The following is a 24,061-nucleotide window of genomic DNA, read 5'->3' on the forward strand; positions in this document are numbered from 1 at the left end:
CCGAACCGAAATGGTTCGCGATAAACCAAGTCAAAAAAAAGCCTGCTGACCGAACGAGGTCAGCAGGCTTTTTTTCTATATGTGACCCTGTCAGTCGTACATGCAGCGGGCCTGTTGGCATCCCTTCAGCGGCGCAGCTTTTGGTGCCGGTTTCCAGACTTTCTTCGCTGCCGGCTTCCACTGCTTCTTGTAGGTCGGCTTGGAATAGACGACTTCCTCTTCGATGTAGGTCGTCGTCGTTGTGGTCGTAACCGGTGCGGACTGGATGATGATTGTCGTCACCATCGGTTGCGCCTGCGGATAATAATATGCCTGACCATATTGTCCGTTCCAGCCGCTGGGATAGGTCGGATAGGTCTGGGGCGGTTGCGGCCGAGGATGGTGGACCGGCGGGTGCGCAGGATAGCGCGCGGTATCTTGCCGGTCATAACCATGTTGTTTGAGGAGTTTGCGGCAACGATCGCTTCCCTGATCAATCGCCGCTCCGGCAACCGCTCCAACGCCGCCGCCGATCAAAGATCCGCCCAACCGGTTTCCGCGGCCTGCAATCCGGTTGCCAGCGAAGGCGCCAATCGCACCGCCGACAATGGCTCCGCCAATTCCACTACTTTTCTTGCACTGTTCAAGATAGGCGAGTTCTTCGGCGCGCTCGTTGTCAAAACCTCGGTCATCCGGATAAGGAACATAATGTTCCTGGCTTGGGTCCCGCCGGTCCGCACGTGATCCCCAATGCGGAGCCATGTTGGCGTCACCAATGAAGGTGCCGGAATATTCGCCTTCATATGTCCGGCCCTCGGCATCACGATAGGTGCCTTGCCATTCGCCCTGGTAACTGCCGTCTTCGCGATATTCGCCATTCCAGTCACCCTGATAGGTCGACTGGTTGCTATTGTAGGCGGACGGGGTGGATAAAACACGGTCGTCGCCGGCAAACACGCCGGGATCATAAGTAGCCCGACCGTCGCGATAGCCGTCGTCATAGCCTTTGTTATAACGGTCCCAGTCAACATTGTAGCGGGCATCCTGAACGACACCGTAGCGGTCGGTCAGGACTGCATCGTCATAATAGCGCGACCAGCCATAGCCGGCACTTGGCTGTCTCAGTCCGTAATAGCCGAAGTTGCCGATGAAATAGCTGGGCTGGATATAGGTCCGGGGCAGGCGGAAACCGCGAAGCGGTTTGCGATAGCCGTTGCCATAGCCGACGCGGCCCTGGCGAACAAAGCTTCCGCCCTGCCGATGACCTTTCATCTGGCCGGCATTGCTGCTGCGCGGCATGGATCTGGTTCCTTCTGCCGGTCTCGCCAGCGCCGTTGAAGAAGCAAAGGAGAGGTCGATCAAGGACCTCGTTGCGTCCGCTGACAGCGAGTCGATGGCAGCATGGGCTGACCCTGGTGCCGTGGCTAAAACACCGGCAAGGCCAGCAAATAAAAGGGTCTTCATGGTTAACAACTCCCTAGTTTCGAGCACGCACCGAGCGTGTTCGACCGAAATCTGGTTAACAGTTGTTTACCATTTTTCGGCGGCTTTGGCCATTAGGGGCTTGTAAAATAGAGTAGATTTACGCCGGTGTGTCGAAATGGGGCATATTGGTTACCGTGGCTTTAACCAAGACTCTTAGCAATTGCTCCGATCAGCTTGACCATTCCGGCCTCATCCGCCGGACCAAAACGGTCGGGCAGGGGGCTGTCGAGGTCGAGCACAGCAATGACCACACCGTCTTTCAATATTGGTACGACCAGTTCACTGCGGCTATCGGCATCGCAGGCAATATGGCCGGGAAAGGCATCGACATCAGCGACCCGTTGCGTAAGGCCGGACGCGGCGGCGGTGCCGCATACGCCGGATCCGATCGCGATCCTGATGCAGGCGACCTTGCCCTGAAACGGACCGAGCACCAGCTCTCCATCCACCACCCGGTAGAAGCCGGCCCAGTTGAGGTCCGGCATATATTGCCAGATCAGCGCCGCGACATTGGCCATATTGGCAATCGCATCGGGCTCGCCGTTCACCACAGCGGACGCGGAGGATGTCAGGTCGGCATAAAATTCTGCTACCGGCTGGTTTTTATCAATGGCAATGTCGAACATGATTATACGTCCCGCCTTTCAGGCTAGTCTTCGGTTTCCGGTTTTTTCACCGGATCATATTTTGCGAACCAGCCCATGATATTGTCGACGAGCGCTTTGGTCTGCCGGTAATTAGATGGGATGCAATGGCGATCCTTGCAAGCGCTGCATCAACGTTCGGGATTTTCTATGTGATATATATGCGTTCATCATAGCCCGATATATGTTGGCCAAAACTCTTGGGGCGGGCGAGCCAGACCGTTCAGTCCAGCCCCGGCTTCCCGCGCGTCTTCTTGACCGAAGCTTTCTTCTTCTTGCTGTCGACCCGCCGGGCCTTGGCCGCTCTGCTCGGCCGTGTTTTGATCCGGCGGGCATCGCGCTGATAGGCATCTTCGATCATCTCCGCCAACCGCCGGCGCGCTTCGGCCCGATTGGCCTCGCGGGTGCGATATTCGCGCACCGTGAACACCAGTTCACCACCAATGGTCATTTTGCGCCCGGCCAGGACCTTCAACTTTCGGAAAGCATAAGGCTCCAGTCGCAGTGCGTAGACATTCACCCGCATCTGCACCGCAGTGGCCACCTTGTTAACATTCTGGCCGCCCGGTCCACTGGCCGCCAGAAACGTCTCGGTGATCGCGCTTTCGGGAATATCAACCATGTTCTCGTTCCTAGCGCCATGAACCGCCGTGCAACAGGGCTTGTTAACGAAGTTCGTCATTTGTCGTCAAAATCGCTTCTTATATTACCCATTTCATAACGAAATCTGGTCCATTTCTGGAAAAACCGCATCATTTCGGATCAAAACCGGCAAAAAGTTAATTTTTTTTTGAGGGATGCCGAGAGTCCGTAAACGACTCGTTTCTGCGGGTTCCAGAGTCATATGACTCCTCGCGACTCCTGTTGAATCCTGCCTTAGGGAAAAATTAACCTTTTACGTTCATTGATCTTATGGTTAATAAATGATCCATCGGGTCGGCACACTGGTCGATCTGGAGCGAGTAAATTAAAAAAGGGGCTGCCTGATGCGCGTGCTGCTGATTGAAGACGAACCAACGACTGCAAAAGCGATTGAGCTGATGCTGACGACCGAAGGTTTCAACGTTTATACCACGGACCTGGGCGAAGAGGGCCTCGATCTCGGCAAGCTTTATGATTATGATATCATATTGCTCGATCTTAACCTGCCGGACATGCATGGTTATGATGTGCTCAAGAAGCTGCGCGTTGCGAAAGTGCAAACGCCCGTTCTCATCCTTTCCGGTATCAGCGAAATGGACAGCAAGGTCCGCAGCTTTGGTTTCGGCGCCGACGATTATGTCACCAAACCGTTCCACCGGGACGAACTGGTTGCCCGCATCCATGCGGTTGTGCGCCGTTCTAAAGGCCATTCGCAGAGCGTCATCCGGACCGGCAAGCTGGCCGTGAACCTGGATGCCAAGACGGTCGAAGTCGATGGCAATCGTGTCCATCTGACCGGCAAGGAATATGCGATGCTCGAGCTGCTCTCCCTCCGAAAGGGAACGACGCTCACCAAGGAAATGTTCCTCAACCATCTCTATGGCGGGATGGACGAGCCGGAGCTCAAGATTATCGACGTGTTTATCTGCAAGCTGCGCAAGAAACTGTCGCTGGCTTGCGGCGGTGAAAATTATATCGAAACGGTCTGGGGCCGCGGCTATGTCCTTAGGGATATGGACGAGGAAACCGCTCCAACCGCTCAAGTCGCCTGAATTACAAAGCACTCACTACCCAAAAACTGGTCTGATGGCCGGACCCATAATCGGCGGAACCTGACTGGTTCTGCCGATTTTTTTATGCCGCCGTATCGAGATACCAGCGTTCCGGCCCTTGCAGCGCCAGCGCCGTCAGCTTTTCGGAATAATAGGCACCGGTGTCGATGCCTATCCGGGTTCCGGTCTCTACAACGTCATCGTTGATCGTATGGCCGTAGACGATGACTTTTTCATGCGCTTCCTGAGCCGAAAGAAACTCTTCGCGGATCCAGCGGAGGTCTTTTGGACGCTGTTCCGATAGCGGCACGCCGGGACGGATTCCGGCATGGACAAAGGCATAGTCACCGACGGTGATCTGATCCTCGAAGCCGGCAATGAAATCGATATGTTCCTGCGGGAATAGTTCCGGAATGCGCTGTGCCAATTGCGTCATATCCAGCTCCATATATTCCTTCATGGTGATTTCGTAGCTCAAGATCGTCTCGCGGCCACCGATCCGGTTGAAGAAGCGGACGGATTTTTCGTTACCGGCCGCCGCCGCCAGATAGACTTCTTCGTGATTGCCCATCAGGTAGCGGACATTACCGAATATTTCTTTAGTCTGCATCGCGGTATCGATGACACCGGCGCTATCCGGACCCCGGTCAACCAGATCACCGAGGAATATAATCTCGCTCTCGGCACTATCCCGCTCGCCATCGTCCTTGATGATCTTGTCGAGCAGCTTCTTTAGCAGGTCGTTGCGGCCATGAACGTCGCCTATAGCATAGACCCGACGCCCCTCCGGGACGGTCGCGCTGTCGATCGGCCGGGATGGCTTCTTTTTTCGTAAAAGACGTTTCAGCATGATGCTAGCAAATTTGTCCTGAGAAACCGGGTTTCAAGGGTCGAAGGCGATATTTTTATATGTGGCGATGCTATTGGACGAAGCAACCTGAATGGTCGCTGATTATCGTCAGCTTTCGACCGTGAAGGTGAGGCCTGCCTTCTCTTCCAGCCGTTGCACCAGCTTCTTGCCCATCAGCGCGCCCGGGGTCCAGACGCCGCCGCCCTTTTTGATATTGTCCTGAGCCAGGCAGAGAGCGGATTCGGCGATCATCTTGGAGGTCGAGCCATAGCCGGGGTCCTTGTCGCCCTTGACGCATAAAGTGGCGGTTTCGCCATCTGCGGTTTCTCCGAGGAACAACAGGTCATAATAGCCGTTTTCGCGCTGTTCCTTGGTCGGGCCTTCGCCGGGCTTGGGAGCATCGTCACCGCCAAAGGGATTGGCTTTTGCCACCATTTCAGCGGCCTGCTTGCCGAGATCACCCGGGCTGGTGACGACCATTTCATCATATTTGAAATCTTCGCCGAAGGGGAAGTCGAGCAGGAAATTGGTCCGGTGGACATTTTTCGTGTTGATAGGCGCCATGACGAACGGTGCGACCCAGCTGTCGATCGTCTTGTCATATTTTGGAAGCAGCATATTGGGCTGGTCCGCTCCTTCGAAACCGGGCGTCAGGCCAAAGCTGCTCGCAAGGATTTTGACGAGGCTCGGATTTTTGGCGATCGCCTTCATCGTTTCTTTCAGGCTGGCGGCGGTTCCGCCAGAAAATGTGCCTTCCATGGCGCGAACCCGTCCCTTGACCCGCGTTGCCGGCTTGGCAAATCGCTTGGTCATTTCCTGCTGCAGCATCAATACGCCGAGATCGAAAGGGATAGAGTCAAATCCGCAGGAAAAACAAATCTGTGCGCCCGATTTCTCAGCCGCTTCCTGATGTTTGTCGATCATCGCGCGCATCCATCCGGGCTCGCCGCACAGGTCGACATAATGGGTGCCATTCTTGACGCAGGCGGCAACCAGTTCGTCGCCATATAATTGATAGGGACCGACTGTGGTCAGCACGACTTTGGTCCGGCTTGCCATCATGTCGATCGACGCGGCGTCATCGGAATCGGCGACAACCAGTGGCGTGTCTTTTGGTGCCGCGATCAGGTCGCGAACTTCTTCAAGTTTTTCGATGCTGCGACCCGCCATCGCCCATTTCGGCGCGTCCTTGCCGACGCCATATTGCTGCGCCATATATTCGGCGACAAGACGGCCCGTATAACCGGTTGAACCATAGATGATGACATCAAATTCGCGTGTATCGGACATAGCGAGCGCTCCTGCAGATTGTTTAATCGGTGGGTTAATCCCCCTGCCTATGGCTTAGAGTTTGGCCAGAGTCACACCTTTTTGCCGCATATATTTACCCGAACGGTCGGCATAGCTGGTCTCGCACGGTTCATTGCCTTTGAGGAACAGGAACTGGCAAGCGCCCTCGTTGGCGTATATTTTTGCGGGCAGGGGGCTGGTGTTGGAGAATTCCAGGGTGACATGGCCCTCCCATTCCGGCTCCAGCGGCGTGACGTTGACGATGATCCCGCAACGGGCATAGGTCGACTTGCCAAGGCAGATGACCAGCACGTCACGCGGTATCCGGAAATATTCGACCGTCCGGGCCAGTGCGAAACTGTTCGGCGGGATGATGCAGCAATCGGTCTTGCGATCGACGAAACTGTCCTCGGCGAAATTCTTGGGATCGACAACGGCGTTGTTCACATTGGTGAAAATCTTGAATTCGTCCGATACCCGAGCGTCATAGCCATAAGAGGACAGGCCGTAGCTGATGCATCCCTCCCGCTTCTGCGCTTCCACAAAGGGTTCGATCATGCCGGAATGTTTCGCTTCATTGCGGATCCAGCGGTCGGATAATATGCTCATATCAGTTTCCTGTTGGTGGTCATGGTCGCACTACGTTCCAGTTTATCGGGCCGTCAACCCCGCTGATCCGGCGCATATCGGAAGCCCGCCACATCACCCAGGGTTTGGTGGCATAGTCGGGCGGGAAAAAATTGGCTTCGAGCCAGAAGGTCCGGTCGATGCCGCTGCTGATATTGTACATTTCCTCGAACTCGCGCGATACGGCGAGGATGGCCGGCTTCTCGCTATGGGCCTCGATCTGGTTGAGGAACATATTTAGCTCGCTGAGCACCAGTGCGCGGCCAGGGCGGTCGCCGCAGCCATTGTCGAAGGCCAGACGCACAGCGGGCGGCAGCATATTGTCGCCGCGCGGAACAGTGGTGACGAACATCGTCGCCTGATCCGTCGCCAGACGACAGAGCGAATAATTGTGGAGCGCGCCATAGCGGATTCCGGATTCCCGGGCACCCTTGATATTGGCAGCGAATTTAGGGTCCCGCTTGGTCGAGCCGTCGGTGGCCTGGATATAGGCAAAGTCGACGCCCGTCGCACCGGCGACATGCCAAACGATATCACCATTGCTGGCATCAACGGAAATGCCCTGCACCGGATATTGGTCCCGTGAAGGCGCCCAGCTGACGGCAATATTACGCAATATGAAGGCGATAACCAGCAACGCCACCGCGATCGCGGCGAGGCCGATTATATTTTTTCTAATGTCTCGACTGGCCACCCTGGCTCCCTGATACGCAGCGGAAGATCCACTCAATTCTTGATATGCAATACGCAGATTAATGTGAAGAGTCTGCGCGCGGTTTTGAAGTCTACCTCGATCTTGCCCTCGAGACGTTCGACCAGTAATTCGGCTCCCTGATCATGGACCCCGCGCCGCGCCATGTCGATGGTTTCGATCTCGGCAGCGCTGGCTTTGCGGATCGCCTGATAATAGCTGTCGCAAATGGCAAAATAATCGCGGATCGGTCGCCGGAACCGGCCGAGCGCAAGGATCAGCGTCTCCAGCGGCTCGCCATTCTCGCGGCCGATGGATATGACCAGCCGGCCCTCCTGGACACTCAGCTGGAGCTGATAGGGCCCTGCATAACCATCGTCATGCGGTTTGAGCGGCTTGAAATAATTTTCCTCGATCAGATCGAAAATCGCGATCCGTCGTTCCTGTTCGATATCGGCGTTGCGCCACAAGATTGTGGCTTCGTCGAGTTCGACGGATATGATGCGCGGATCGGACATTGCGCCCTGTTGCCGCAGCGCCGGTCTCAGGACAAGGGTTTTTGCAGTGCAGCATGACAGTAGAATGTTTTTCCACAGGTCTGTCCCCCGAACTTTACGAGATTTTTCGCGGGCCCTCTTGCCCTGAATCGATTCAGCGTCAATGAAGAGCCATGGCCGAATTGATGCGTTTCCAAAATGATGAACATGAAGAACAGCGCCTGCCGCGCAACGTCGAGGCAGAGGCGACGTTTCTCGGCGCGCTGCTGATCGACAACAGGGTCGCGGAAGATGTGCAAATCCGGCTGCGTCCGGAACATTTTTACGAGCCGCTGCATGGCCGGATCTACGAACAGGCGCTGAAGCTGCTCGACAAGAATATGGTCGCCACTCCGGTAACCCTGAAGCCCTATTTCGAGTCGGACGAAGCAATGCGGGCACTGGGCGGACCATCCTATCTGGCGAAACTGACCGGCGATGGCGCCGGCTTGATCGGTGCCCGCGATTTTGCCAACCAGATTTATGATCTGGCATTGCTCCGCGAACTGGTAAGCGTCGGACGGACATTGGTCGAAAGCGCGCTCGATACCAGCGAGACCGTCGACCCGAAAGAACAGATAGAGGAAGCGGAAACCGCGCTCTATCGCGTTTCCGAAGGCGAGGCACAGGAAGGCGGCGTTCGCTCGTTCCTGCAGGCGTCGACCGAAGCGCTGACCAATGTCGAGCGAGCCTTTAACAGCGGTGGCAAAGTTTCAGGTATTACTACTGGCTTGAGCGACGTGAACGCTAAAATGGGCGGCCTGCACCGAAGCGATCTGCTCATATTGGCGGGTCGTCCGGGCATGGGCAAGACCTCGCTCGCCACCAATATCGCGTTCAATGCGGCGCACCGTTATCTTCGCGATATGGAAGACGGGATCGAGCCGGAAGATTCGCTCGGCGCGAAAACAGTGTTTTTCAGTCTGGAAATGTCAGCCGATCAGTTGGCCACCAGAATCCTGTCCGAACAGGCTGAGATCAGTTCGGAAAAACTGCGGATGGGCGCGATCAGCCGCGACGACATGCACCGGCTTGCGCTGGCTTCGCGGGAATTGCAGGACTTGCCACTGTTCATCGACGACACGCCGGCGCTGACCATTGCGGCGCTGCGAACCCGTGCGCGGCGATTGCAGCGGCGGCAGGGTATCGGGCTGATCGTGGTCGATTATCTCCAGCTGCTGCAGGGCTCTGGTCGCGCCAATGATAACCGGGTCAACGAAATTTCGGAGATCAGTCGTGGACTGAAAACGCTGGCGAAAGAATTGCAAGTGCCGGTGATCGCGCTGTCGCAATTGAGCCGGCAGGTCGAAAGTCGTGAAGACAAGCGGCCACAGCTGTCCGATCTGCGCGAATCCGGTTCGATCGAGCAGGACGCGGATATCGTGATGTTCATTTTCCGCGATGAATATTATCATCTCGCGATCAGGCCGGACCAACCGGATGGCAATTCGACGCCGGAACAGATCGCCAAATATTCCGCATGGGAGGCGGATCACCAGAGCAAGGTCAACAAGGCGACCGTGATCGTCGCGAAAAACCGTCAGGGTTCGACCGGCAATATCAATCTTAGCTTTATCGCCGAATTCACGAAATTTGGTGATCTGGCGCAAGAGGATATGCCCGACGAATATTAGACCGAGGTTTTTTCTTTAGCTCCGGTGGCGGCGACCGGACTGATCGAAGCCGGGCAAGGGAAGGGGGGATACGGCCATGGAAATCTGGATGCGTATCACCATATTGCCGGTTATTTCGCTTTTCCTGTTCGTTGGTCTCTTTATCGGCGTCGATACTTGGCAATTTCGCAACAATAGTGCAGCAGGGACCGCCGAGATCATATCGTTACGCGCAGAGCAAAATAGCACATCAAGCTCGGACGGTCCTTCCCGAGACTTTGTCACTCATTATCCCACTGTCCGTTTCGTTACCGATCATGGCATGGAATATGAGATGGAAACGACGCAGGGCCTTCAGCCACCGATAGCCAAAATTGGCGACCGGGTTCCGGTCCGCTATTCTGTCAACGGAAACAGGGTACAGGTTCGCCTTGAATATGGCGCCTGGCGGGATTGGCTTCTTGCTGGCTCGATCACTTTTTTCAGCCTGGTCTTTTTTATATGCGCGCTGTTTTTAACCAAGCGCGATGTTCCGAAAATCTGACGAATGAGCCTGTGTTGCAGGCGGGCCGCCCGCTAGGCCGATTTTAGAATATCGGATCGTTGGCGCCGCTATCATCGGCTTCCGGCAATGGCGTCACATCTTCGTGAATGCCGCATTCGGACTTGTCCCAGCCTCTCCAGCGACCGGCGCGGGGGTCTTCACCCGGCTTCACTTTCGAGGTGCAGGGCGCGCAGCCGACCGATAGATAGCCTTCAGCCTCAAGCGGATGGCGCGGCAGATCATGCTCTTCGAAATAGGTTTCGAGATCGTCCTTGATCCAGTCGCCGAGCGGATTGATTTTCAAACGGCCATCGTCAATTTCGAAGCGCGGGATATTGTTGCGGGTCACCGACTGGAACGCCTTGCGGCCCGAAATCCAGCTGTTGAGACCGGCTTTGGCACGGGCCAAAGGCTCGACCTTGCGGATCTCGCAGCAGCCGTCGGGGTCATAGGACCAGCGCAGACCGTTGTCGTCTTTCTCGGCCAGAACAGCGGCATCGGGCTCGACAACATAGCTGTTTTTGATACCGAGCGTCCGGACCAAAATGTCCCGATATTCCAGAGTTTCCGGAAACATTTTTAACGTATCGACGAAGGTCACCGGAATGGTCGGATCAACGGCCGCGATCAGATGGAGCAGGACGGCGCTCTCGGTGCCGAAGGATGACACCACAGCGACTTCGCCGAGCTGGCTTTCCTCGAATAATGTCTTGAGCATTTCAGACGTACCGATACCTGCAAAACGCTGGTTCAGCGCATCCGCATCGGCCTGGGTGAAATCCGGGCGAACATCGATCGTGTCGATTCTGCGTGCTGGTTCAGCCATGACGCAATTTCCAGATTGGTGCGCGCTGATCTGACGTTGCCTGATAGACATGTTCAAAGCGTTTGAAGACTTCGTCCATCAGCGTAGGGTTGATCGGTGAATTTGGAGCAAAGGCATCGAAGCCGCATCTCCGCATATGCGAGATCTGATCGAGCAGCACGTCTCCGCTGGCGCGCAATTCTCCGGTATAGCCTGACTCGCGAAGTATCTGCGCAGCGGAATAGCCGCGACCATCTCCAAAGGTAGGGAAATCGACTTCGATCAGCGAAAGGCGGTCGAGAAAGGGCAGCAAGAGCCGCGCATCTTCTCCCGCTTCGATGCGGACAGCAGTCGCGTTCGACTGATCTAGAAAGGAGTCGAGCGAAACCGCTGGCTCTTCATGGACTTCGTCATCGCGCAAACGGATTGCTTCAACCATAAATAGCCTCCTTGAACCGCGCCATCCCGACACGGCGGTAAGTATCGATAAATCGCTCTCCATCCTCGCGAGTTTCGAGATAGAGATCGGTTACCGTTTCAATCGCGTCAATTACACCGTCTTCAGTAAAGCCGGGGCCGGTAATTTTCGCCAGGCTTGCATCTTCCGCACCCGAACCACCGAGCAACAGTTGGTAATTTTCCGTACCCTTTCGATCGACACCCAGGATGCCGATATGGCCGGCGTGGTGGTGACCGCAGGCGTTGATGCAACCGGAGATCTTGAGCTTCAGTTCGCCCAGTTCCCGTTGGCGTCCGAGGTCAGCAAAACGTTCGCTGATTTTCTGAGCGAGTGGAATGGAGCGAGCGTTGGCAAGGCTGCAATAATCCAGACCCGGGCAGGCAATGCTGTCGGTGATGAGGTCGAGATTGGCCGGAGCCAGTCCTGCGTCGTCCAGCTTCTGCCAGAGAGCGTAAAGGTCGCTCTTCTTGACATAAGGGAGGACAATATTCTGACTGTGCGTCACACGCAATTCATCAAAACTATACTGCTCGGCCAGATCGGCCATCAGGTCAATCTGTGCCGAAGATGCATCCCCGGGGATGCCGCCGCGCGGTTTCAGGCTGATCGTCGCAATCGCATAGCCGGGTTGCTTATGCGCGGAGATGTTTTGATCCGCCCAGAGCGCGAAGTCGGGATCAGACAGGTCGAGATTATCGCTCGCCTGTTTGTCATAGGGCGGGTCTTGAAAATATTGCGTGATCCGCGCGAGTTCCTCAACCGGAGGGTTGAGGCCCAGGGTCTTCATATGGGCGAATTCTTCCTCGACCTGGCGGGTATATTCTTCCTTGCCGAGTTCGTGCACGAGGATTTTGATCCGCGCTTTATATTTATTGTCGCGCCGGCCGTAGCGGTTGTAGACCCGCAGGCAGGCCTCAGCATAGCTGATCAGCTCGTCCGCAGGGACGAAGGCGCGGATTTCCGGAGCGACCATCGGGGTCCGGCCCATGCCGCCGCCGACGAAGAATTTCGCGCCCAGTTCGCCCGCATCATTGTGCACCAGCTGGATACCGATATCATGCAGCCGCATCGCTGCGCGATCGGTGTCGCTGGCAATCACGGCAAATTTGAACTTGCGCGGCAGATAGGAAAATTCGGGGTGAAAACTTGACCATTGGCGCAATAATTCTGCCCAGGGACGCGGGTCGGCGATCTCGTCGGCAGTCGCACCGGCGAACTGGTCGGAAGAGATATTGCGGATGCAATTGCCACTGGTCTGGATCGCGTGCATTTCGACCGATGCCAGATCAGCGAGGATGTCGGGCGCGTCTTCCAGCTTGATCCAGTTATACTGGATATTTTGCCGCGTGGTGAAATGGCCATAGTCGCGGTCATATTTGCGCGCGATATGGCCGAGCATCCGCATCTGCTTGCTGCTCAGCGTCCCATAGGGAACCGCCACGCGCAGCATATAGGCATGGAGTTGCAGATAGAGGCCGTTCATCAGCCGGAGCGGCTTGAACTGGTCTTCAGTCAAATCACCGGCGAGGCGACGCTTCACCTGGTCGCGGAATTCCTCGACTCGCGTGTCGACCATTTTCTGGTCATATTGGTCATATTGATACATGTCAGATTACCCATTCGCCGGCGTCGGGATCGGCCGGCTTTAATGTCAGGTCGGGACGAACGGTCGGTCCGAGTGCGCGGACCCGGTCCTTGATATGACCCGGGCGCGGGCCGTCATCTGTCTGTTCGGCGGAGATAATATAAGGCGAGTTCACCCGGCGAGCGGCTTCTTCCCGGTGGAGAATGGCTTCGCCCTTATCGCCAACATCGGTGGCGTCTTTGACAAAGCGCGACCAGTCGAGGCCAGTCCACCAGATAACGTCACCCGTCTTAAGGTCATTTCCGGTCAGTATTTTCAAAATTCAACTCCCGCCAATTGTGCAAATTCCCGAAACTTGTCCTCGGCATCGCCGTATCTCGCCACTTCCCCGACGACCAGCAATGCGGGACTTTGAATATCTTCGCGGCGGACAAGGTCGCCCAAATCGGTCAGCAATGTCCGGAGCGCGCGAAAATTATTGCGGGTGCCGTTTTCCAGCACAGCGACGGGAAGGTCGGGTGCTGCGCCGTCGGCGATCAGTTTTTCAACAATCGCTTCGGCGTTGGCAACGCCCATATAGATGACCAAAGTGCGGCCTTTTCCGGCGAGGCCTGACCAGTCCTGGTCGGAAAGGCCTTTGCATTGACCTGCGACAAAGGAAACCGCGCTGGAGGCATCGCGATGGGTCAGAGGCATGCGGGCTTGAGCAGCACAGCCGAGCGCGGCGCTGATGCCAGGCACGACTTCCACGGCCACGCCCGCGGCAATGCAATCGTCGGCTTCTTCGCCGCCACGTCCGAAAATGAACGGGTCGCCGCCCTTGAGGCGGACAACGACGTGGCCCTTGGCCGCTTCGCTTATCAGAATATCGTTGATCTGGTCCTGCGAAACGCTGTGTAGCGAGCGCTTCTTGGCCACCGAAATGAGGCGTGCGGAAGGCGACGCCATATCCAGAATTTCGCGACTGACCAGACCGTCGTGGACGATGACATCGGCGCGTTGCAGCAGTTTTGCCGCTTTCAACGTCAATAGGTCGGGGTCCCCGGGGCCGGCGCCGACTAGATAGACTGTGCCCGTCTGGGCTGTCTTGTTTGAACTGTTTTCCATGAGGCTGATATGCCCGCATCGAACCATTTGTTCAAAACAGAAGTTTTTGGGGTTGCCTAAGCTTAGCTATTTCAGGGTTGCGGGTACGGGGCCGTCCTCAGCCTATTCGTCTTTCAGCCCGATGCCGATTGATGCCTTGAGTTGCTCTGCTTCCAGCGAAACAACCGGATAGGCGCAATAATCGGCCGCATAATAAGCGCTGGGACGATGGTTGCCCGACAATCCGATGCCGCCAAAGGGAGCCTCGGACGATGCGCCAACCGTCATCTTGTTCCAGTTGACGATACCGGCGCGGCTGTTGGACCAATATTGGTCATATTGCTGGGCTGTCCCGCCGATCAGAGCTGAGGACAGGCCATAGCGGGTGTTATTGGCCTCGGCGATGGCTTCGGCGAAATCACCGACGCGGACGACCTGCAGGATCGGTCCGAACAATTCTATATCCGGGCGTTCGGGAAGATCTGTCACATCGATGATACCGGGAGTGAGGAATGGACGGCCGTCTATCGGCCTCGCCATATGCTTGATCGGCTTGCCACCGTGGCTCATTAGCGCAAGGAAGCTTTCGGTGAGCCCGTCAGCGGTCTCGTTATCGATCACCGGCCCCATGAAGGGGGCAGGGCTGGCAAAAGGTTCGTCGATGATCAGACGGTCGGCGATCCGCTTCACTTCCCGGATGATAGCATCAGAGATCGTATCCTTGACGATCAGCCGGCTAGCAGCGGAGCAGCGCTGGCCTGCGGTCAAAAAGGCCGATTGAACGATCAGCACCGCTGCGCTGTGGATGTCGTCGGTGTCCCAGGCGATGATCGGATTGTTCCCGCCCATCTCCAGAGCCAGTATCTTGTCCGGTCGAGAGGCAAACTGGCGATTCAGGGCGATACCGGTCTGGGCTGATCCGGTGAACAGGACGCCGTCCAGCCCGTCATTGGCGGTCAATTGCTTGCCGGTTTCGGGGCCGCCGTGCAAAATATTGATAACGCCGGCGGGTAGCCCTGCCTTGGCAAATGCATCGACCAGATATTGGCCAACCGCAGGCGTCTTCTCCGATGGTTTGAACACGATGGTATTGCCGGCGATCAGTGCGGGGACGATATGCCCGTTGGGCAAGTGGGCTGGAAAATTATACGGGCCGAGCACGGCGAGAACGCCATGTGGCTTGTGGCGCAAGGCTGTGCGCGTGTTGGCCTGGCTCGGCAACTGGCGTTGCGGTGTCCGGTCGGCAAAGGCAGTCACCGAAATGTCGATTTTCTTGACGACGGAATCGACCTCTGTCCGCGCTTCCCACATCGGCTTTCCGGTTTCGCGGGAAATCAGTTCGGCCAACTCGTCGCTTTTGTTCCGGATCTGGTTGGCATAGCGCCTGACAGCTTCGATACGTTTGACCAAAGCGGTTGCCGCCCACCCAGGCCATGCTTCGCGCGCTCTGGCAACCGCTGCGTCAGCGTCTCCGCTTGTACCGGTCCACAAAGTTTTCCCGGTTGCCGGTTCGATCGATATCAGGTCACTCACAACTACCTCTGTTCTCTACGCATATCTTGTTCAAAAAATGGATATATGGACATCTAACATCATAGATCATAGCCCAAAAAATGCAGAATTCTTATGGTTAATCTGTTTACCTTGCTGTTCGTCGGTGGAAAGCTTCTCAACCATTGCGCAAGGCGGAGCCCATATCACGGATATCAATTATTTTCTGGGACAATATAGTCCAGTCATCGTCTTCCGCGATAGCGGTCCAGATCGCTTCGACTTCTTCGATATGCATCGAACAGGGTTCCGGTTTCTGCCAATAGCCACTGACCGGTTTCCGCGTCCGTGTACGACCGGCAATCAAAGCGCGAAATTCGGAAAATTCGGGTGAATTGTCATCCGGGCTGGCGAGATTTGCAGTTTTGCCCCAATCGAAGAAAAAGCGATCAATCTGCACGGTTTTTTCCGCCAGTCCCTTTTCGGCTGCAACAACCAGATCGCGGTCGCTTTCAAACCCCTCTGACTCGATGCCCAGCCGCCAGCAGAAATGCTCGGTGAAGGCGGTGCCATAGGCTTTGGGAAATCCTTCCAGTGTCGCAACCAGTGGCTCGCTGTCGCTAATCAGACGCAGGGCGCTAGCCAGCTGGGCGAGGTTCCAGTGCAGGGCCTCCGGCTGCCGGGCAAAGCAATATAATCCCTCATGGTCGAAATAGGCGGCGGTAAAGCCGGGCTCCCAATAAGGCGTGAAGCGCCACGGGCCATAGTCGAAGCTTTCACCGGTGATATTGATATTGTCGGTGTTGAGGACGCCATGGACAAAACCTGCGGTCATATAGGCACCGGCCAGCTTGGCGACTTCCTCTGCGACTTTCGCAAATAACTCTGTCGCCGGGTCATCGGTCTGCACGCCGCCATAATAATGTTTGAGGCAATATTCGACCAGCTGCAGCATCAGAGTCTCGTTCTTCTCGTAGGCGATGCGCTGGAAGGTTCCGATCCGGATATGACTGTGGCTCAATCTGGTCATGACTGCAGAGCGGGTAGGGGAGGGTTCGTCGCCGCGCGCCAATTGCTCGCCGGTTTCGACAACGGCAAAAGTCTTCGACGTATGGACGCCGAGCGCTTCGAGCATTTCTGTGGCGAGAATCTCGCGGACTGCTCCTTTCAGAGTGAGTCGGCCATCGCCGGTTCTGCTCCACGGCGTCGTGCCGGAACCCTTTGTGCCCAGATCCATGAGCCGTTGCCGGTCATCCCGCAGTTGCGCGAACAGAAAGCCCCGGCCATCACCGATTTCGGGATTATAGTTGCGGAACTGATGGCCATGATAGCGCAGCGCCAGTGGCGGATCGAGATTGTCCGCGAGCGGTTCGAACCGTCCGAAATGGGATAGCCATGCTTCATCACTCAGGCCGTCAAGGCCGACACTCTGGTCCCAGCGGTCATTGCGGAACCGCAAGATATGGTCGGGGAAATCGGCGGGCTTCGCCGGATCACCGATCTTGTCCCCCAATCGGGTGATCTGGACATCGGGCTGATAGACGGTCTTGCCGGGTTCTGGTTGCGGTTTATATGGCATTATTCGACAGTGGCGGCTAATCGGTTGCGCAGCAAGCAGGAACACGAGGCCAATCGCAGCATGACCGAAAAAAAATCTTATCAGGATATCTATTGGGAATCCGATGACGGGCTGAAATTGCACGCCTATGACTATCCTTCGGACAGCGGCAAGACACCCGTTATCTGCGTGCCCGGATTGACCAGAAATGCTCGCGATTTCAGACATCTCGGGACGGAACTTCATGGCCAGCGGCGGGTCATCATGGTCGATCTGCGGGGCCGTGGCCTGAGTGAATATGCCAAGGACAGCAGCACCTATAATCCGAAGCAGTATATCTCGGATATCATCATGTTGATGGACGAGCAGAAGATAGAAAAAGTGGTGTTCTTCGGAACGTCACTCGGCGGTATCGTCACGATGATCATGGCAAAGATGTATCCGGCGCGCGTGGCTGGCGCTTTGCTGAACGACATCGGTCCCGAACTCGATCAAAAAGGTCTGGACCGGATTGCCGACCATGTCGGGCAGGGGCGGAGTTTCGACACCTGGGCCCACGCGGCCCGCGATATGGCGGATAGTAGCCGGGATATCTTCCCCGATTTCACCCTGAAAGACTGGATCGAATTCGCCAAGAAGGTCTACCGGATGAACAGTTCCGGCAGGATCAAGCTGGATTATGACATGAAGATTGCCGAGCCGTTCGACAGCAAGGGCGGTGGCAGCGGCGCCATGTGGAACGCTCTGGAGAATATGAAAGACATTCCGACCCTGATCCTGCGGGGAGAATTGTCAGACTTGTTCAGCGAACGGGTCGCCGCCCAGATGCTCGAAAAACTGGACAAAGGCGAGCTGGTCACGATCCCGCGCGTAGGCCACGCTCCGACGCTGGAGGAACCCGCCTCGCTTGACGCGATCCACCAATTGCTCCACCGCATTGACTGAACGATTTTAGACAGCCGAGCATGAAATCCGCATGAAACCAGCAAAGATCCTGCATCTCCACAGTACGTTCAATCTGGGCGGCAAGGAAGCGCGCGCCGTCAGATTGATGAACCATTTCGGATCTGCCGCAGAACATGTGATATTGTCCGCAGAGCCCGACAGCCTGTCTGCGCGGGACGCGATTGATGCCAGGATAAGGGTCGAATTTCCCAAAGACGCGCCATCACTGGCGGGGAAGCCTTCGCTGAAACGTTACCGCGAATTTGTCACCTATTTCCGCCAGTTCGATCTGATCCTGTCCTATAATTGGGGCTCGATGGACGGGGTGATGGCGCGAACCTTATTCTCCCGTGCCGGCGGCCTGCCACCGCTGATCCATCACGAAGACGGGTTTAACGAGGACGAGCAGAAAAAACTGAACTGGAAGAGAAACTGGTTCCGCAAATTTGCTCTGGGTGATGTGCGGGCGCTGATTGTTCCGTCTGAACAGCTGGCGGCAATTGCCAGAGATGTCTGGAAACAGCCGGAGCAGAAAATTCAACGGATTCCCAACGGGATTGACGTAAAACGTTTCGACAAGAAACCGCAACGCGGCGCGCTGCCCAGTTTCATCAAGCGCGACGGCGAGGTCGTTGTCGGCACGGTGGCCGGACTGCGGGCGATCAAAAATCTCCCGCGACTGGTGCGCGCTTGTGCGGTGGCGGGCGATAATGTCCGGCTGGTGATTGTCGGCGAAGGTCCGGAGAAAGCAACGATATTGGCCGAAGCACAGCGTGTCGGCCTCGGTGACCGGTTGCTGATGCCGGGATTCATGGCCGATCCGGCGCGTTATATCGGTCTGTTCGACATTTTTGCCCTGTCATCGGACAGCGAGCAATTTCCTATTTCGCTGATTGAGGCAATGGGAGCCGGTTTGCCGGTTGCGGCAACCGACGTCGGTGATATAAAGTCGATGGTATCGCAGGCTAATCAGGGCTTTATCAAGCCGCTGGCTGACGAATCAAAATTTCAGGAATCGCTGACGACGTTGGTTCAGCATCGGCAATTACGGGAAGATCTCGGCATGCAGAACCGTCTTAAGGCGCAGGCTGAATATAATGAGAGCAAGATGCTGGCCCGCTACGGCCTGCTTTACGGCCATGCGCTGGGACGCGCCGATTTCGGGTCCGCTAAATAACGCAATTCATACCAGAGATTTTTCGAGCATTTCTCTCTGTGGCCGTCTATATCGAAATTTGGGGAAAATAGGAGATTTCATTGTTTAAGGGCTTAAAACCCATCCAGTATAATGGTCAGGAAGTATGGCCGTTGATCGAAGGTGGAAAAGGCGTCGCAGCTACCAATCACGCGAGTTCGGGAGCCTGGGCTGCCGCTGGCGGCATTGGTACGGTATCCGCAGTCAATGCGGACAGTTATGACGAGCATGGCAATGTCATTCCGCAAATCTATCATGGCCGCAAACGCGAAGAGCGGCACCAGGAACTGATCCAATACGGGATCGATGGTGCGGTGACGCAGGTCAAGCAGGCCTATGAAATTTCGGGCGGCAAGGGCGCGATTAATATCAATGTCTTGTGGGAAATGGGCGGCGCGCAGCAGGTCCTGGAAGGCGTGCTGGAGCAGACCAAAGGCATGATTGCCGGCGTGACCTGTGGTGCAGGCATGCCCTACAAACTGTCCGAAATTGCCCAGCAATATGGCGTGAATTATCTGCCGATCATCAGCTCCGCTCGCGCCTTTCGCGCGCTGTGGAAGCGGGCCTATAAAAAGGTTCCGGACCTGATGGCAGCAGTGGTCTACGAAGATCCGTGGCTGGCTGGTGGCCATAACGGTCTCTCCAATGCAGAAGATCCCCGGAAACCCGAAGATCCCTATCCACGGGTCAAGGACCTGCGCGATACGATGCGCGCCGAGGGCATATCCGACAGCGTGCCGATCATCATGGCCGGTGGTGTCTGGCATTTGCGCGACTGGCAGAACTGGATCGACAGCGAAGAACTGGGGCAGATTGCGTTTCAATTCGGCACCCGACCTTTGCTGACCAAGGAAAGTCCGATTCCGGAAAGCTGGAAGAGCGAGCTGACCAAGATCAAGGAAGGCGATATTCTTCTGCATAAATTCTCGCCGACCGGTTTTTACAGTTCAGCGGTTCGCAACGAATTCCTGCGCAGTCTGGAATCGCGGTCGGAGCGCCAGATTCCCTATTCGACAGAGAAGGCCGGTGAACATACCCATCAACTCGACGTCGGCATCAAGGGCAAGAATTTCTGGGTGACCCGCAACGATCTGCTCCGCGCGCGCGAATGGGACGGCCTCGGCTTTACCATGGCGATGAAAACGCCGGATAACACTTTGATATTCGCAACCCCCGAAGAGTCGAAAATGATCCGCAAGGATCAGGCAGACTGCATGGGTTGCCTGTCGCATTGCGGTTTCTCGGCATGGAAGGATCATGACAATAACAGCACTGGACGGCTTGCCGATCCGCGCAGTTTCTGTATTCAGAAAAGCCTGCAGGAAATCGTCCATGGCGCGCCGGTCGAGGAACATCTGATGTTTGCCGGCCATGGTGCTTTCAATTTCGGAACCGATCCCTTCTATTCCAACGGCTTCGTACCGACGGTGAAGCAGCTTGTGGATCGCATCCTGACTGGCGATTAAGTTGGAAATCCGGCTCGATGATCTTAGCGGCCAGCAGGTTAAGGACCTGCTGGCTGCGCATCTTGCCGGAATGCAGGAAAACTCGCCGCCGGAGAGCGTTTATGCGCTCGATCTTTCGGGTTTGCTGGCAGCTAATGTTTCGGTCTGGACCGCATGGGACAGCGACGACTTGATGGGCATCGGCGCGCTTAAGCAGCTTTCCTCATCAACCGGCGAGATCAAATCGATGCGCACCGACACCCGGCATCTGCGCAAGGGCGTCGGTCTCGCTATTCTTGACCACATTATCGCCGTAGCACGGGAACGCGGTTATCGGCGTTTGAGCCTCGAGACCGGTTCCGGCGCAGAATTTGAAGCTGCGCTGGCCATGTATCGCAAGCGTGGGTTCGGCAATGGCGAACCGTTCGGCGACTATAAGCCGACTGACTTCAACCAGTTTCTCCATTTGGAGCTATAACGGCTAACCTGTTCTCGGGTTAGCAACCCTCTCCCTTGAGGGAGAGGGGATATTCCCTCAATCCAGATCCCACGCCCGTTCGCCATGGTTGGAAATATCCAGACCATCGCGCTCGTCATCTTCGCTGACCCGCATCGGCAGGATGAAGCTGATACCGAAGCCGAGAATGGCGGTGGCAACTGCGGACCAGATGGCGACCGCGCCAACGCCGATCAGTTGGGCAACAAACTGGCTGCCGAAGCCCATACCTTCGGGATAGCCGGTGCCGCCGAAACTGCTGCCGATGAACAGCGCCAACATCAGGCTGCCGAGGATGCCGCCGACGCCGTGGACCGCGAATACATCAAGGCTATCGTCGATCTTGAAGCCGTTTTTCACCAGACCGACGGCCATGAAGCAGACAATCGACGCGGCAGCGCCGATCAGGATCGAAGCGCCTGGACCGACAAATCCAGCCGCCGGAGTGATGGTAGCCAGCCCGGCAATCGCACCGGTGGCGACGCCGACCGCGGTTGGTTTTCCGACCTTGAACTTTTCGATCAATATCCAGACCAAAGCGGCCATGGATGCTGCGATATGGGTGTTGATGATTGCGGCTGACGCATCGTCGGTCGCCGCTAGCGCCGAACCGCCGTTGAAACCGAACCAGCCGACCCAGAGCATCGCTCCGCCGGCAACCGTGAGGGCAGGGCTATGCGGCAACATAAGCGTTCTGGGCCAACCCATGCGCTTGCCCATCATGATGGCGACGACGAGCGCGGAAACACCCGCGGTGGTGTGGACAACGATACCGCCAGCAAAATCGAGTACGCCGAGATTGCTTAGCCAGCCGCCACCCCAGACCCAATGGGCAACCGGTGCATAGACGACGAGCAGCCAGAGAGCACAAAATGCAACCACCCAGCCAAAACGCGCGCGTTCGACCCATGCGCCGATCATCAGCGCAGGAGTGATAACGGCGAAGGTCATCTGGAACATCGCAAATGCGGATTCGGGAACGGCTGTGCCTTCACGGACATTGCCAAGATTGTTCAGCATCATGTTGAAACCACTGCCAAGGAAGCCGTTGGTGACGCCGCCGAAAGCCAGCGAGTAACCGACCACAATCCAGAGAACCGAACAGATGCCGACTACCGCCATGCACTGGATCAGCACCGACAGGAAATTCTTGGCGCGAACGAGGCCGCCATAAAATAGTGCGAGACCGGGCAGGGTCATCAGCAGAACCAGCGCGCTGGAGGTCAATATCCAGGCGGTGTCACCGCTATTGGCAACATCGGCAATGGCCGGGTCCAATACCTGCTGTGCATGGAGCGGGGAAACCGCCAGGCCGGCTGCCAGAAGCATGCCCAAGGATTTGACTGGATATTTCATGATGGTCCCCGCCGATATATTCTTATCATGCCCGTCCACCTTCGCGAATCAGGCTACCGAAAATGTCTAGTCGAGACCATCAGGGGACTCAACGGAAAGCTTAGACCCAGCCGTCGAGAACCTGATCCGGTGGGCGATGACCGTCGGCCCAAACCCGGATATTGGTAATAACCCGCTCGCCCGCCGCTTCTCGGCCTTCAAAGGTCGCGCTGCCCATGTGCGGTAGCAATATCGTATTCTTGAGCTTCAGAAAACGCGGGTCGATATCCGGTTCATTCTGATAAACATCCAGTCCGGCACCGCCGATATTTTCATTTTGCAACGCTTCGATCAATGCATTTTCATCGACCAGATCGCCGCGCGCAGTGTTGATCAGATAGCAGGAAGATTTCATCTTGCTGATCCGCTCGGCATTGATCATTTCGTGGGTTTCCGCCGTGTGCGGACAGTGGAGCGTGATGATGTCGCATTCCCGGACAAGATCCTCGAGATCGGCAACATAGCTGGCGCGTAACGATTCTTCGACCGCCGGTGGCAGCTGGCGGCGGTTATGATAGACGATCGACATTCCGAAACCGGAAGCACGACGGGCGACGGCCTGACCAATGCGGCCCATGCCGACAATTCCGAGTTTCTTCCCGCCGATACAATGGCCGAGCATGCCCGACGGTTTCCAGCCCTCCCATTGACCGGACTGTATCAACTTTTCACCTTCGGAAAGTCGGCGGGGGGCGGACAGGATAAGCGCCATGGTCATGTCAGCGGTATCTTCGGTGAAAACACCGGGTGTGTTGGTGACCAGAATCTTCTTTGCCCGCGCGGCGGCCAGATCGATATGATCGACACCGGCACCAAAGCTGGCAATCATGCGCAGGCGGTCCGGCGCATTGGCGATCATCTCTGCATCAATCTGGTCGGTCACGGTGGGCACCAGCACATCGCAATCTGCCATTGCGGCAATCAGGTCTTCGCGGGAAAAAGCTGTGTCTGTGTGATTGAGCACCGCATCGAATAATTCGGACATGCGATGCTGATTGGCATCAGCCAATTCACGAGTGATGATGACACGGGGATTAGCGGGGCGAGCTGAGTCTTGCATAAGCAATCGCTATGCCCGAAATTTACTACAGGTCAAGCAGGCGGCGCTTGAAGCGGACTCCAGTTTTGGGCTATGCGGGCATCAATCGGGGAATGAGTAACCAATCATCATGCGTATTCTGGCTTTCATGCTCATTGCGATTTCGGGTCTGTCCCTGTCAGAGCCTGCTACGGCGCAGCAAGAGCCGCCCTACTGGGCCTCCATCGATGAGCCCGAGGCGCGCATGCGCACTGGTCCCAGTACCGAATATCCGACGATGTGGATATATAAGCGCGAGAAATTGCCGGTAAAGATTCTCGCCCGTTACAAGGCCTGGCGCAAAATCGAGGACCATGAAGGAACCCAAGGGTGGATGCACGCGCGTCTGCTCAGCGCATCCCACACCGGTCTGGTGCTCGCGACCAGCGGAAAGCCGGTCGCGATGCGTGCCTTGCCCAGTGGCAGTGCGAAGATTGTCTGGATGGCCGAACCGGGTGTGGTCGGTAGCCTGACCCAATGCGAAAAAGGCTGGTGCCTGTTCGATGTTACCGGCCGCCGGGGCTATATCAGCACCGACGACGTTTGGGGTGATGAACCGCTGAAATAGT

General features: G+C 56.3%; 25 protein-coding genes. 8 read left to right on the forward strand and 17 right to left on the reverse strand.

Annotation, left to right across the window (positions count from 1 at the left end):
- Nucleotides 1-90 precede the first annotated feature (90 nt).
- The 3 genes from AAC060_RS06135 to arfB form a co-directional block, all read right to left on the reverse strand.
- Complete coding sequence (locus AAC060_RS06135) at nucleotides 91-1,443, reverse strand: RcnB family protein (protein WP_339824076.1); 1,353 nt, start codon at nucleotides 1,441-1,443, stop codon at nucleotides 91-93.
- Nucleotides 1,444-1,604: 161 nt separating this feature from the next.
- Nucleotides 1,605-2,090, reverse strand: coding sequence for a GAF domain-containing protein (locus AAC060_RS06140; RefSeq protein ID WP_339824077.1), 486 nt, complete (start codon nucleotides 2,088-2,090; stop codon nucleotides 1,605-1,607).
- A 241-nt stretch (nucleotides 2,091-2,331) separates the two neighbouring features.
- On the reverse strand, nucleotides 2,332-2,730 hold the full coding sequence (gene arfB, locus AAC060_RS06145; RefSeq protein WP_339824079.1) for an alternative ribosome rescue aminoacyl-tRNA hydrolase ArfB: 399 nt from the start codon (nucleotides 2,728-2,730) through the stop codon (nucleotides 2,332-2,334).
- 364 nt (nucleotides 2,731-3,094) lie between these two features.
- Here arfB and AAC060_RS06150 point away from each other — a divergent pair, with 364 nt between their 5' ends.
- A complete protein-coding gene (locus AAC060_RS06150; RefSeq protein WP_339824081.1) occupies nucleotides 3,095-3,802 on the forward strand; it encodes a response regulator transcription factor in 708 nt (235 codons plus the stop codon).
- A gap of 82 nt (nucleotides 3,803-3,884) precedes the next feature.
- On the opposite strand, the gene AAC060_RS06155 is transcribed toward AAC060_RS06150, so the two are convergent.
- The 5 genes from AAC060_RS06155 to AAC060_RS06175 all read right to left on the reverse strand — a co-directional run bounded on the left by AAC060_RS06155 (nucleotide 3,885) and on the right by AAC060_RS06175 (nucleotide 7,778).
- The gene (locus AAC060_RS06155; protein ID WP_339824082.1) at nucleotides 3,885-4,652 is read right to left on the reverse strand and encodes a metallophosphoesterase family protein; all 768 of its coding nucleotides are present in this window, start codon (nucleotides 4,650-4,652) and stop codon (nucleotides 3,885-3,887) included.
- A gap of 108 nt (nucleotides 4,653-4,760) precedes the next feature.
- Nucleotides 4,761-5,942 (reverse strand): saccharopine dehydrogenase NADP-binding domain-containing protein, encoded by a 1,182-nt coding sequence (locus AAC060_RS06160; RefSeq protein WP_339824084.1) that lies wholly within the window; start codon nucleotides 5,940-5,942, stop codon nucleotides 4,761-4,763.
- A gap of 54 nt (nucleotides 5,943-5,996) precedes the next feature.
- Nucleotides 5,997-6,551 (reverse strand): dCTP deaminase, encoded by a 555-nt coding sequence (dcd, locus tag AAC060_RS06165; RefSeq protein WP_335653044.1) that lies wholly within the window; start codon nucleotides 6,549-6,551, stop codon nucleotides 5,997-5,999.
- 19 nt (nucleotides 6,552-6,570) lie between these two features.
- Nucleotides 6,571-7,263 carry a GH25 family lysozyme gene (locus AAC060_RS06170; protein WP_339824087.1) on the reverse strand — a complete coding sequence of 231 codons (693 nt, stop codon included), beginning with the start codon at nucleotides 7,261-7,263 and terminating at the stop codon, nucleotides 6,571-6,573.
- 32 nt (nucleotides 7,264-7,295) lie between these two features.
- Nucleotides 7,296-7,778: a UPF0262 family protein gene (locus tag AAC060_RS06175; protein ID WP_339824089.1), complete on the reverse strand. Its 483-nt coding sequence runs from the start codon at nucleotides 7,776-7,778 to the stop codon at nucleotides 7,296-7,298.
- A 152-nt stretch (nucleotides 7,779-7,930) separates the two neighbouring features.
- On the opposite strand from AAC060_RS06175, the gene AAC060_RS06180 reads away from it, so the two are divergent.
- Nucleotides 7,931-9,430 (forward strand): replicative DNA helicase, encoded by a 1,500-nt coding sequence (locus tag AAC060_RS06180; RefSeq protein WP_339824091.1) that lies wholly within the window; start codon nucleotides 7,931-7,933, stop codon nucleotides 9,428-9,430.
- Nucleotides 9,431-9,506: 76 nt separating this feature from the next.
- Nucleotides 9,507-9,953 (forward strand): DUF3592 domain-containing protein, encoded by a 447-nt coding sequence (locus tag AAC060_RS06185; protein WP_339824093.1) that lies wholly within the window; start codon nucleotides 9,507-9,509, stop codon nucleotides 9,951-9,953.
- A 43-nt stretch (nucleotides 9,954-9,996) separates the two neighbouring features.
- Here AAC060_RS06185 and AAC060_RS06190 read toward each other — a convergent pair whose 3' ends face one another.
- The 7 genes from AAC060_RS06190 to AAC060_RS06220 all read right to left on the reverse strand — a co-directional run bounded on the left by AAC060_RS06190 (nucleotide 9,997) and on the right by AAC060_RS06220 (nucleotide 16,959).
- The gene (locus tag AAC060_RS06190; protein WP_339824094.1) at nucleotides 9,997-10,779 is read right to left on the reverse strand and encodes a phosphoadenylyl-sulfate reductase; all 783 of its coding nucleotides are present in this window, start codon (nucleotides 10,777-10,779) and stop codon (nucleotides 9,997-9,999) included.
- On the reverse strand, nucleotides 10,772-11,197 hold the full coding sequence (locus tag AAC060_RS06195; RefSeq protein ID WP_339824095.1) for a DUF934 domain-containing protein: 426 nt from the start codon (nucleotides 11,195-11,197) through the stop codon (nucleotides 10,772-10,774). Before AAC060_RS06195 ends, AAC060_RS06190 begins: the two co-directional genes overlap by 8 nt.
- Entirely contained in the window at nucleotides 11,190-12,824 is a 1,635-nt protein-coding gene (locus AAC060_RS06200) for a nitrite/sulfite reductase (protein ID WP_339824097.1), read from the reverse strand. Before AAC060_RS06200 ends, AAC060_RS06195 begins: the two co-directional genes overlap by 8 nt.
- A 1-nt stretch (nucleotide 12,825) precedes the next feature.
- Nucleotides 12,826-13,122, reverse strand: a complete 297-nt coding sequence (locus AAC060_RS06205; RefSeq protein WP_339824098.1) for a DUF2849 domain-containing protein — start codon at nucleotides 13,120-13,122, stop codon at nucleotides 12,826-12,828.
- Complete coding sequence (gene cobA / locus AAC060_RS06210) at nucleotides 13,119-13,910, reverse strand: uroporphyrinogen-III C-methyltransferase (RefSeq protein WP_339824099.1); 792 nt, start codon at nucleotides 13,908-13,910, stop codon at nucleotides 13,119-13,121. Before cobA ends, AAC060_RS06205 begins: the two co-directional genes overlap by 4 nt.
- Nucleotides 13,911-14,012: 102 nt before the next feature.
- Nucleotides 14,013-15,422 carry a succinylglutamate-semialdehyde dehydrogenase gene (gene astD, locus AAC060_RS06215; RefSeq protein WP_339824100.1) on the reverse strand — a complete coding sequence of 470 codons (1,410 nt, stop codon included), beginning with the start codon at nucleotides 15,420-15,422 and terminating at the stop codon, nucleotides 14,013-14,015.
- A gap of 136 nt (nucleotides 15,423-15,558) precedes the next feature.
- Complete coding sequence (locus AAC060_RS06220) at nucleotides 15,559-16,959, reverse strand: YdiU family protein (protein WP_339824102.1); 1,401 nt, start codon at nucleotides 16,957-16,959, stop codon at nucleotides 15,559-15,561.
- A 60-nt stretch (nucleotides 16,960-17,019) separates the two neighbouring features.
- Here AAC060_RS06220 and AAC060_RS06225 point away from each other — a divergent pair, with 60 nt between their 5' ends.
- From AAC060_RS06225 to AAC060_RS06240, 4 genes are all read left to right on the forward strand, one after another.
- A complete protein-coding gene (locus AAC060_RS06225) occupies nucleotides 17,020-17,883 on the forward strand; it encodes an alpha/beta hydrolase (RefSeq protein WP_339824103.1) in 864 nt (287 codons plus the stop codon).
- Nucleotides 17,884-17,914: 31 nt separating this feature from the next.
- On the forward strand, nucleotides 17,915-19,060 hold the full coding sequence (locus tag AAC060_RS06230) for a glycosyltransferase (protein ID WP_339824105.1): 1,146 nt from the start codon (nucleotides 17,915-17,917) through the stop codon (nucleotides 19,058-19,060).
- An 80-nt stretch (nucleotides 19,061-19,140) separates the two neighbouring features.
- Nucleotides 19,141-20,544, forward strand: coding sequence for a nitronate monooxygenase (locus tag AAC060_RS06235; protein WP_339824107.1), 1,404 nt, complete (start codon nucleotides 19,141-19,143; stop codon nucleotides 20,542-20,544).
- 1 nt (nucleotide 20,545) lies between these two features.
- Complete coding sequence (locus AAC060_RS06240) at nucleotides 20,546-21,001, forward strand: GNAT family N-acetyltransferase (RefSeq protein ID WP_339824109.1); 456 nt, start codon at nucleotides 20,546-20,548, stop codon at nucleotides 20,999-21,001.
- A 57-nt stretch (nucleotides 21,002-21,058) separates the two neighbouring features.
- Here the strand turns inward: AAC060_RS06240 and AAC060_RS06245 are convergent, their stop codons facing one another.
- A complete protein-coding gene (locus tag AAC060_RS06245) occupies nucleotides 21,059-22,375 on the reverse strand; it encodes an ammonium transporter (RefSeq protein WP_339824111.1) in 1,317 nt (438 codons plus the stop codon).
- 100 nt (nucleotides 22,376-22,475) lie between these two features.
- Entirely contained in the window at nucleotides 22,476-23,474 is a 999-nt protein-coding gene (locus tag AAC060_RS06250) for a D-glycerate dehydrogenase (RefSeq protein WP_339824113.1), read from the reverse strand.
- Between the two features lie 109 nt (nucleotides 23,475-23,583).
- Between AAC060_RS06250 and AAC060_RS06255 the strand changes: the two genes are divergently transcribed.
- Nucleotides 23,584-24,060, forward strand: coding sequence for an SH3 domain-containing protein (locus tag AAC060_RS06255; RefSeq protein WP_339824115.1), 477 nt, complete (start codon nucleotides 23,584-23,586; stop codon nucleotides 24,058-24,060).
- The last annotated feature ends 1 nt before the right edge of the window (nucleotide 24,061 follow it).

Origin of the sequence: uncultured Parasphingorhabdus sp. (assembly GCF_963975555.1) — a bacterium.
Lineage (GTDB): Bacteria > Pseudomonadota > Alphaproteobacteria > Sphingomonadales > Sphingomonadaceae > Parasphingorhabdus.

Excerpts from the sequence above, each read along its gene's own strand:
- AAC060_RS06160 (WP_339824084.1), bottom strand. The coding sequence starts at position 5,942 with ATGTCCGATACACGCGAATTTGATGTCATCATCTATGGTTCAACCGGT.
- dcd (WP_335653044.1), bottom strand. The coding sequence starts at position 6,551 with ATGAGCATATTATCCGACCGCTGGATCCGCAATGAAGCGAAACATTCC.
- AAC060_RS06220 (WP_339824102.1), bottom strand. The coding sequence starts at position 16,959 with ATGCCATATAAACCGCAACCAGAACCCGGCAAGACCGTCTATCAGCCC.
- AAC060_RS06155 (WP_339824082.1), bottom strand. The coding sequence starts at position 4,652 with ATGCTGAAACGTCTTTTACGAAAAAAGAAGCCATCCCGGCCGATCGAC.
- AAC060_RS06140 (WP_339824077.1), bottom strand. The coding sequence starts at position 2,090 with ATGTTCGACATTGCCATTGATAAAAACCAGCCGGTAGCAGAATTTTAT.
- AAC060_RS06150 (WP_339824081.1), top strand. The coding sequence starts at position 3,095 with ATGCGCGTGCTGCTGATTGAAGACGAACCAACGACTGCAAAAGCGATT.
- AAC060_RS06255 (WP_339824115.1), top strand. The coding sequence starts at position 23,584 with ATGCGTATTCTGGCTTTCATGCTCATTGCGATTTCGGGTCTGTCCCTG.
- AAC060_RS06250 (WP_339824113.1), bottom strand. The coding sequence starts at position 23,474 with ATGCAAGACTCAGCTCGCCCCGCTAATCCCCGTGTCATCATCACTCGT.
- AAC060_RS06245 (WP_339824111.1), bottom strand. The coding sequence starts at position 22,375 with ATGAAATATCCAGTCAAATCCTTGGGCATGCTTCTGGCAGCCGGCCTG.
- arfB (WP_339824079.1), bottom strand. The coding sequence starts at position 2,730 with ATGGTTGATATTCCCGAAAGCGCGATCACCGAGACGTTTCTGGCGGCC.
- AAC060_RS06195 (WP_339824095.1), bottom strand. The coding sequence starts at position 11,197 with ATGGTTGAAGCAATCCGTTTGCGCGATGACGAAGTCCATGAAGAGCCA.
- cobA (WP_339824099.1), bottom strand. The coding sequence starts at position 13,910 with ATGGAAAACAGTTCAAACAAGACAGCCCAGACGGGCACAGTCTATCTA.
- AAC060_RS06175 (WP_339824089.1), bottom strand. The coding sequence starts at position 7,778 with ATGTCCGATCCGCGCATCATATCCGTCGAACTCGACGAAGCCACAATC.
- AAC060_RS06225 (WP_339824103.1), top strand. The coding sequence starts at position 17,020 with ATGACCGAAAAAAAATCTTATCAGGATATCTATTGGGAATCCGATGAC.
- AAC060_RS06230 (WP_339824105.1), top strand. The coding sequence starts at position 17,915 with ATGAAACCAGCAAAGATCCTGCATCTCCACAGTACGTTCAATCTGGGC.
- AAC060_RS06200 (WP_339824097.1), bottom strand. The coding sequence starts at position 12,824 with ATGTATCAATATGACCAATATGACCAGAAAATGGTCGACACGCGAGTC.
- AAC060_RS06135 (WP_339824076.1), bottom strand. The coding sequence starts at position 1,443 with ATGAAGACCCTTTTATTTGCTGGCCTTGCCGGTGTTTTAGCCACGGCA.
- AAC060_RS06190 (WP_339824094.1), bottom strand. The coding sequence starts at position 10,779 with ATGGCTGAACCAGCACGCAGAATCGACACGATCGATGTTCGCCCGGAT.
- AAC060_RS06185 (WP_339824093.1), top strand. The coding sequence starts at position 9,507 with ATGGAAATCTGGATGCGTATCACCATATTGCCGGTTATTTCGCTTTTC.
- AAC060_RS06180 (WP_339824091.1), top strand. The coding sequence starts at position 7,931 with ATGGCCGAATTGATGCGTTTCCAAAATGATGAACATGAAGAACAGCGC.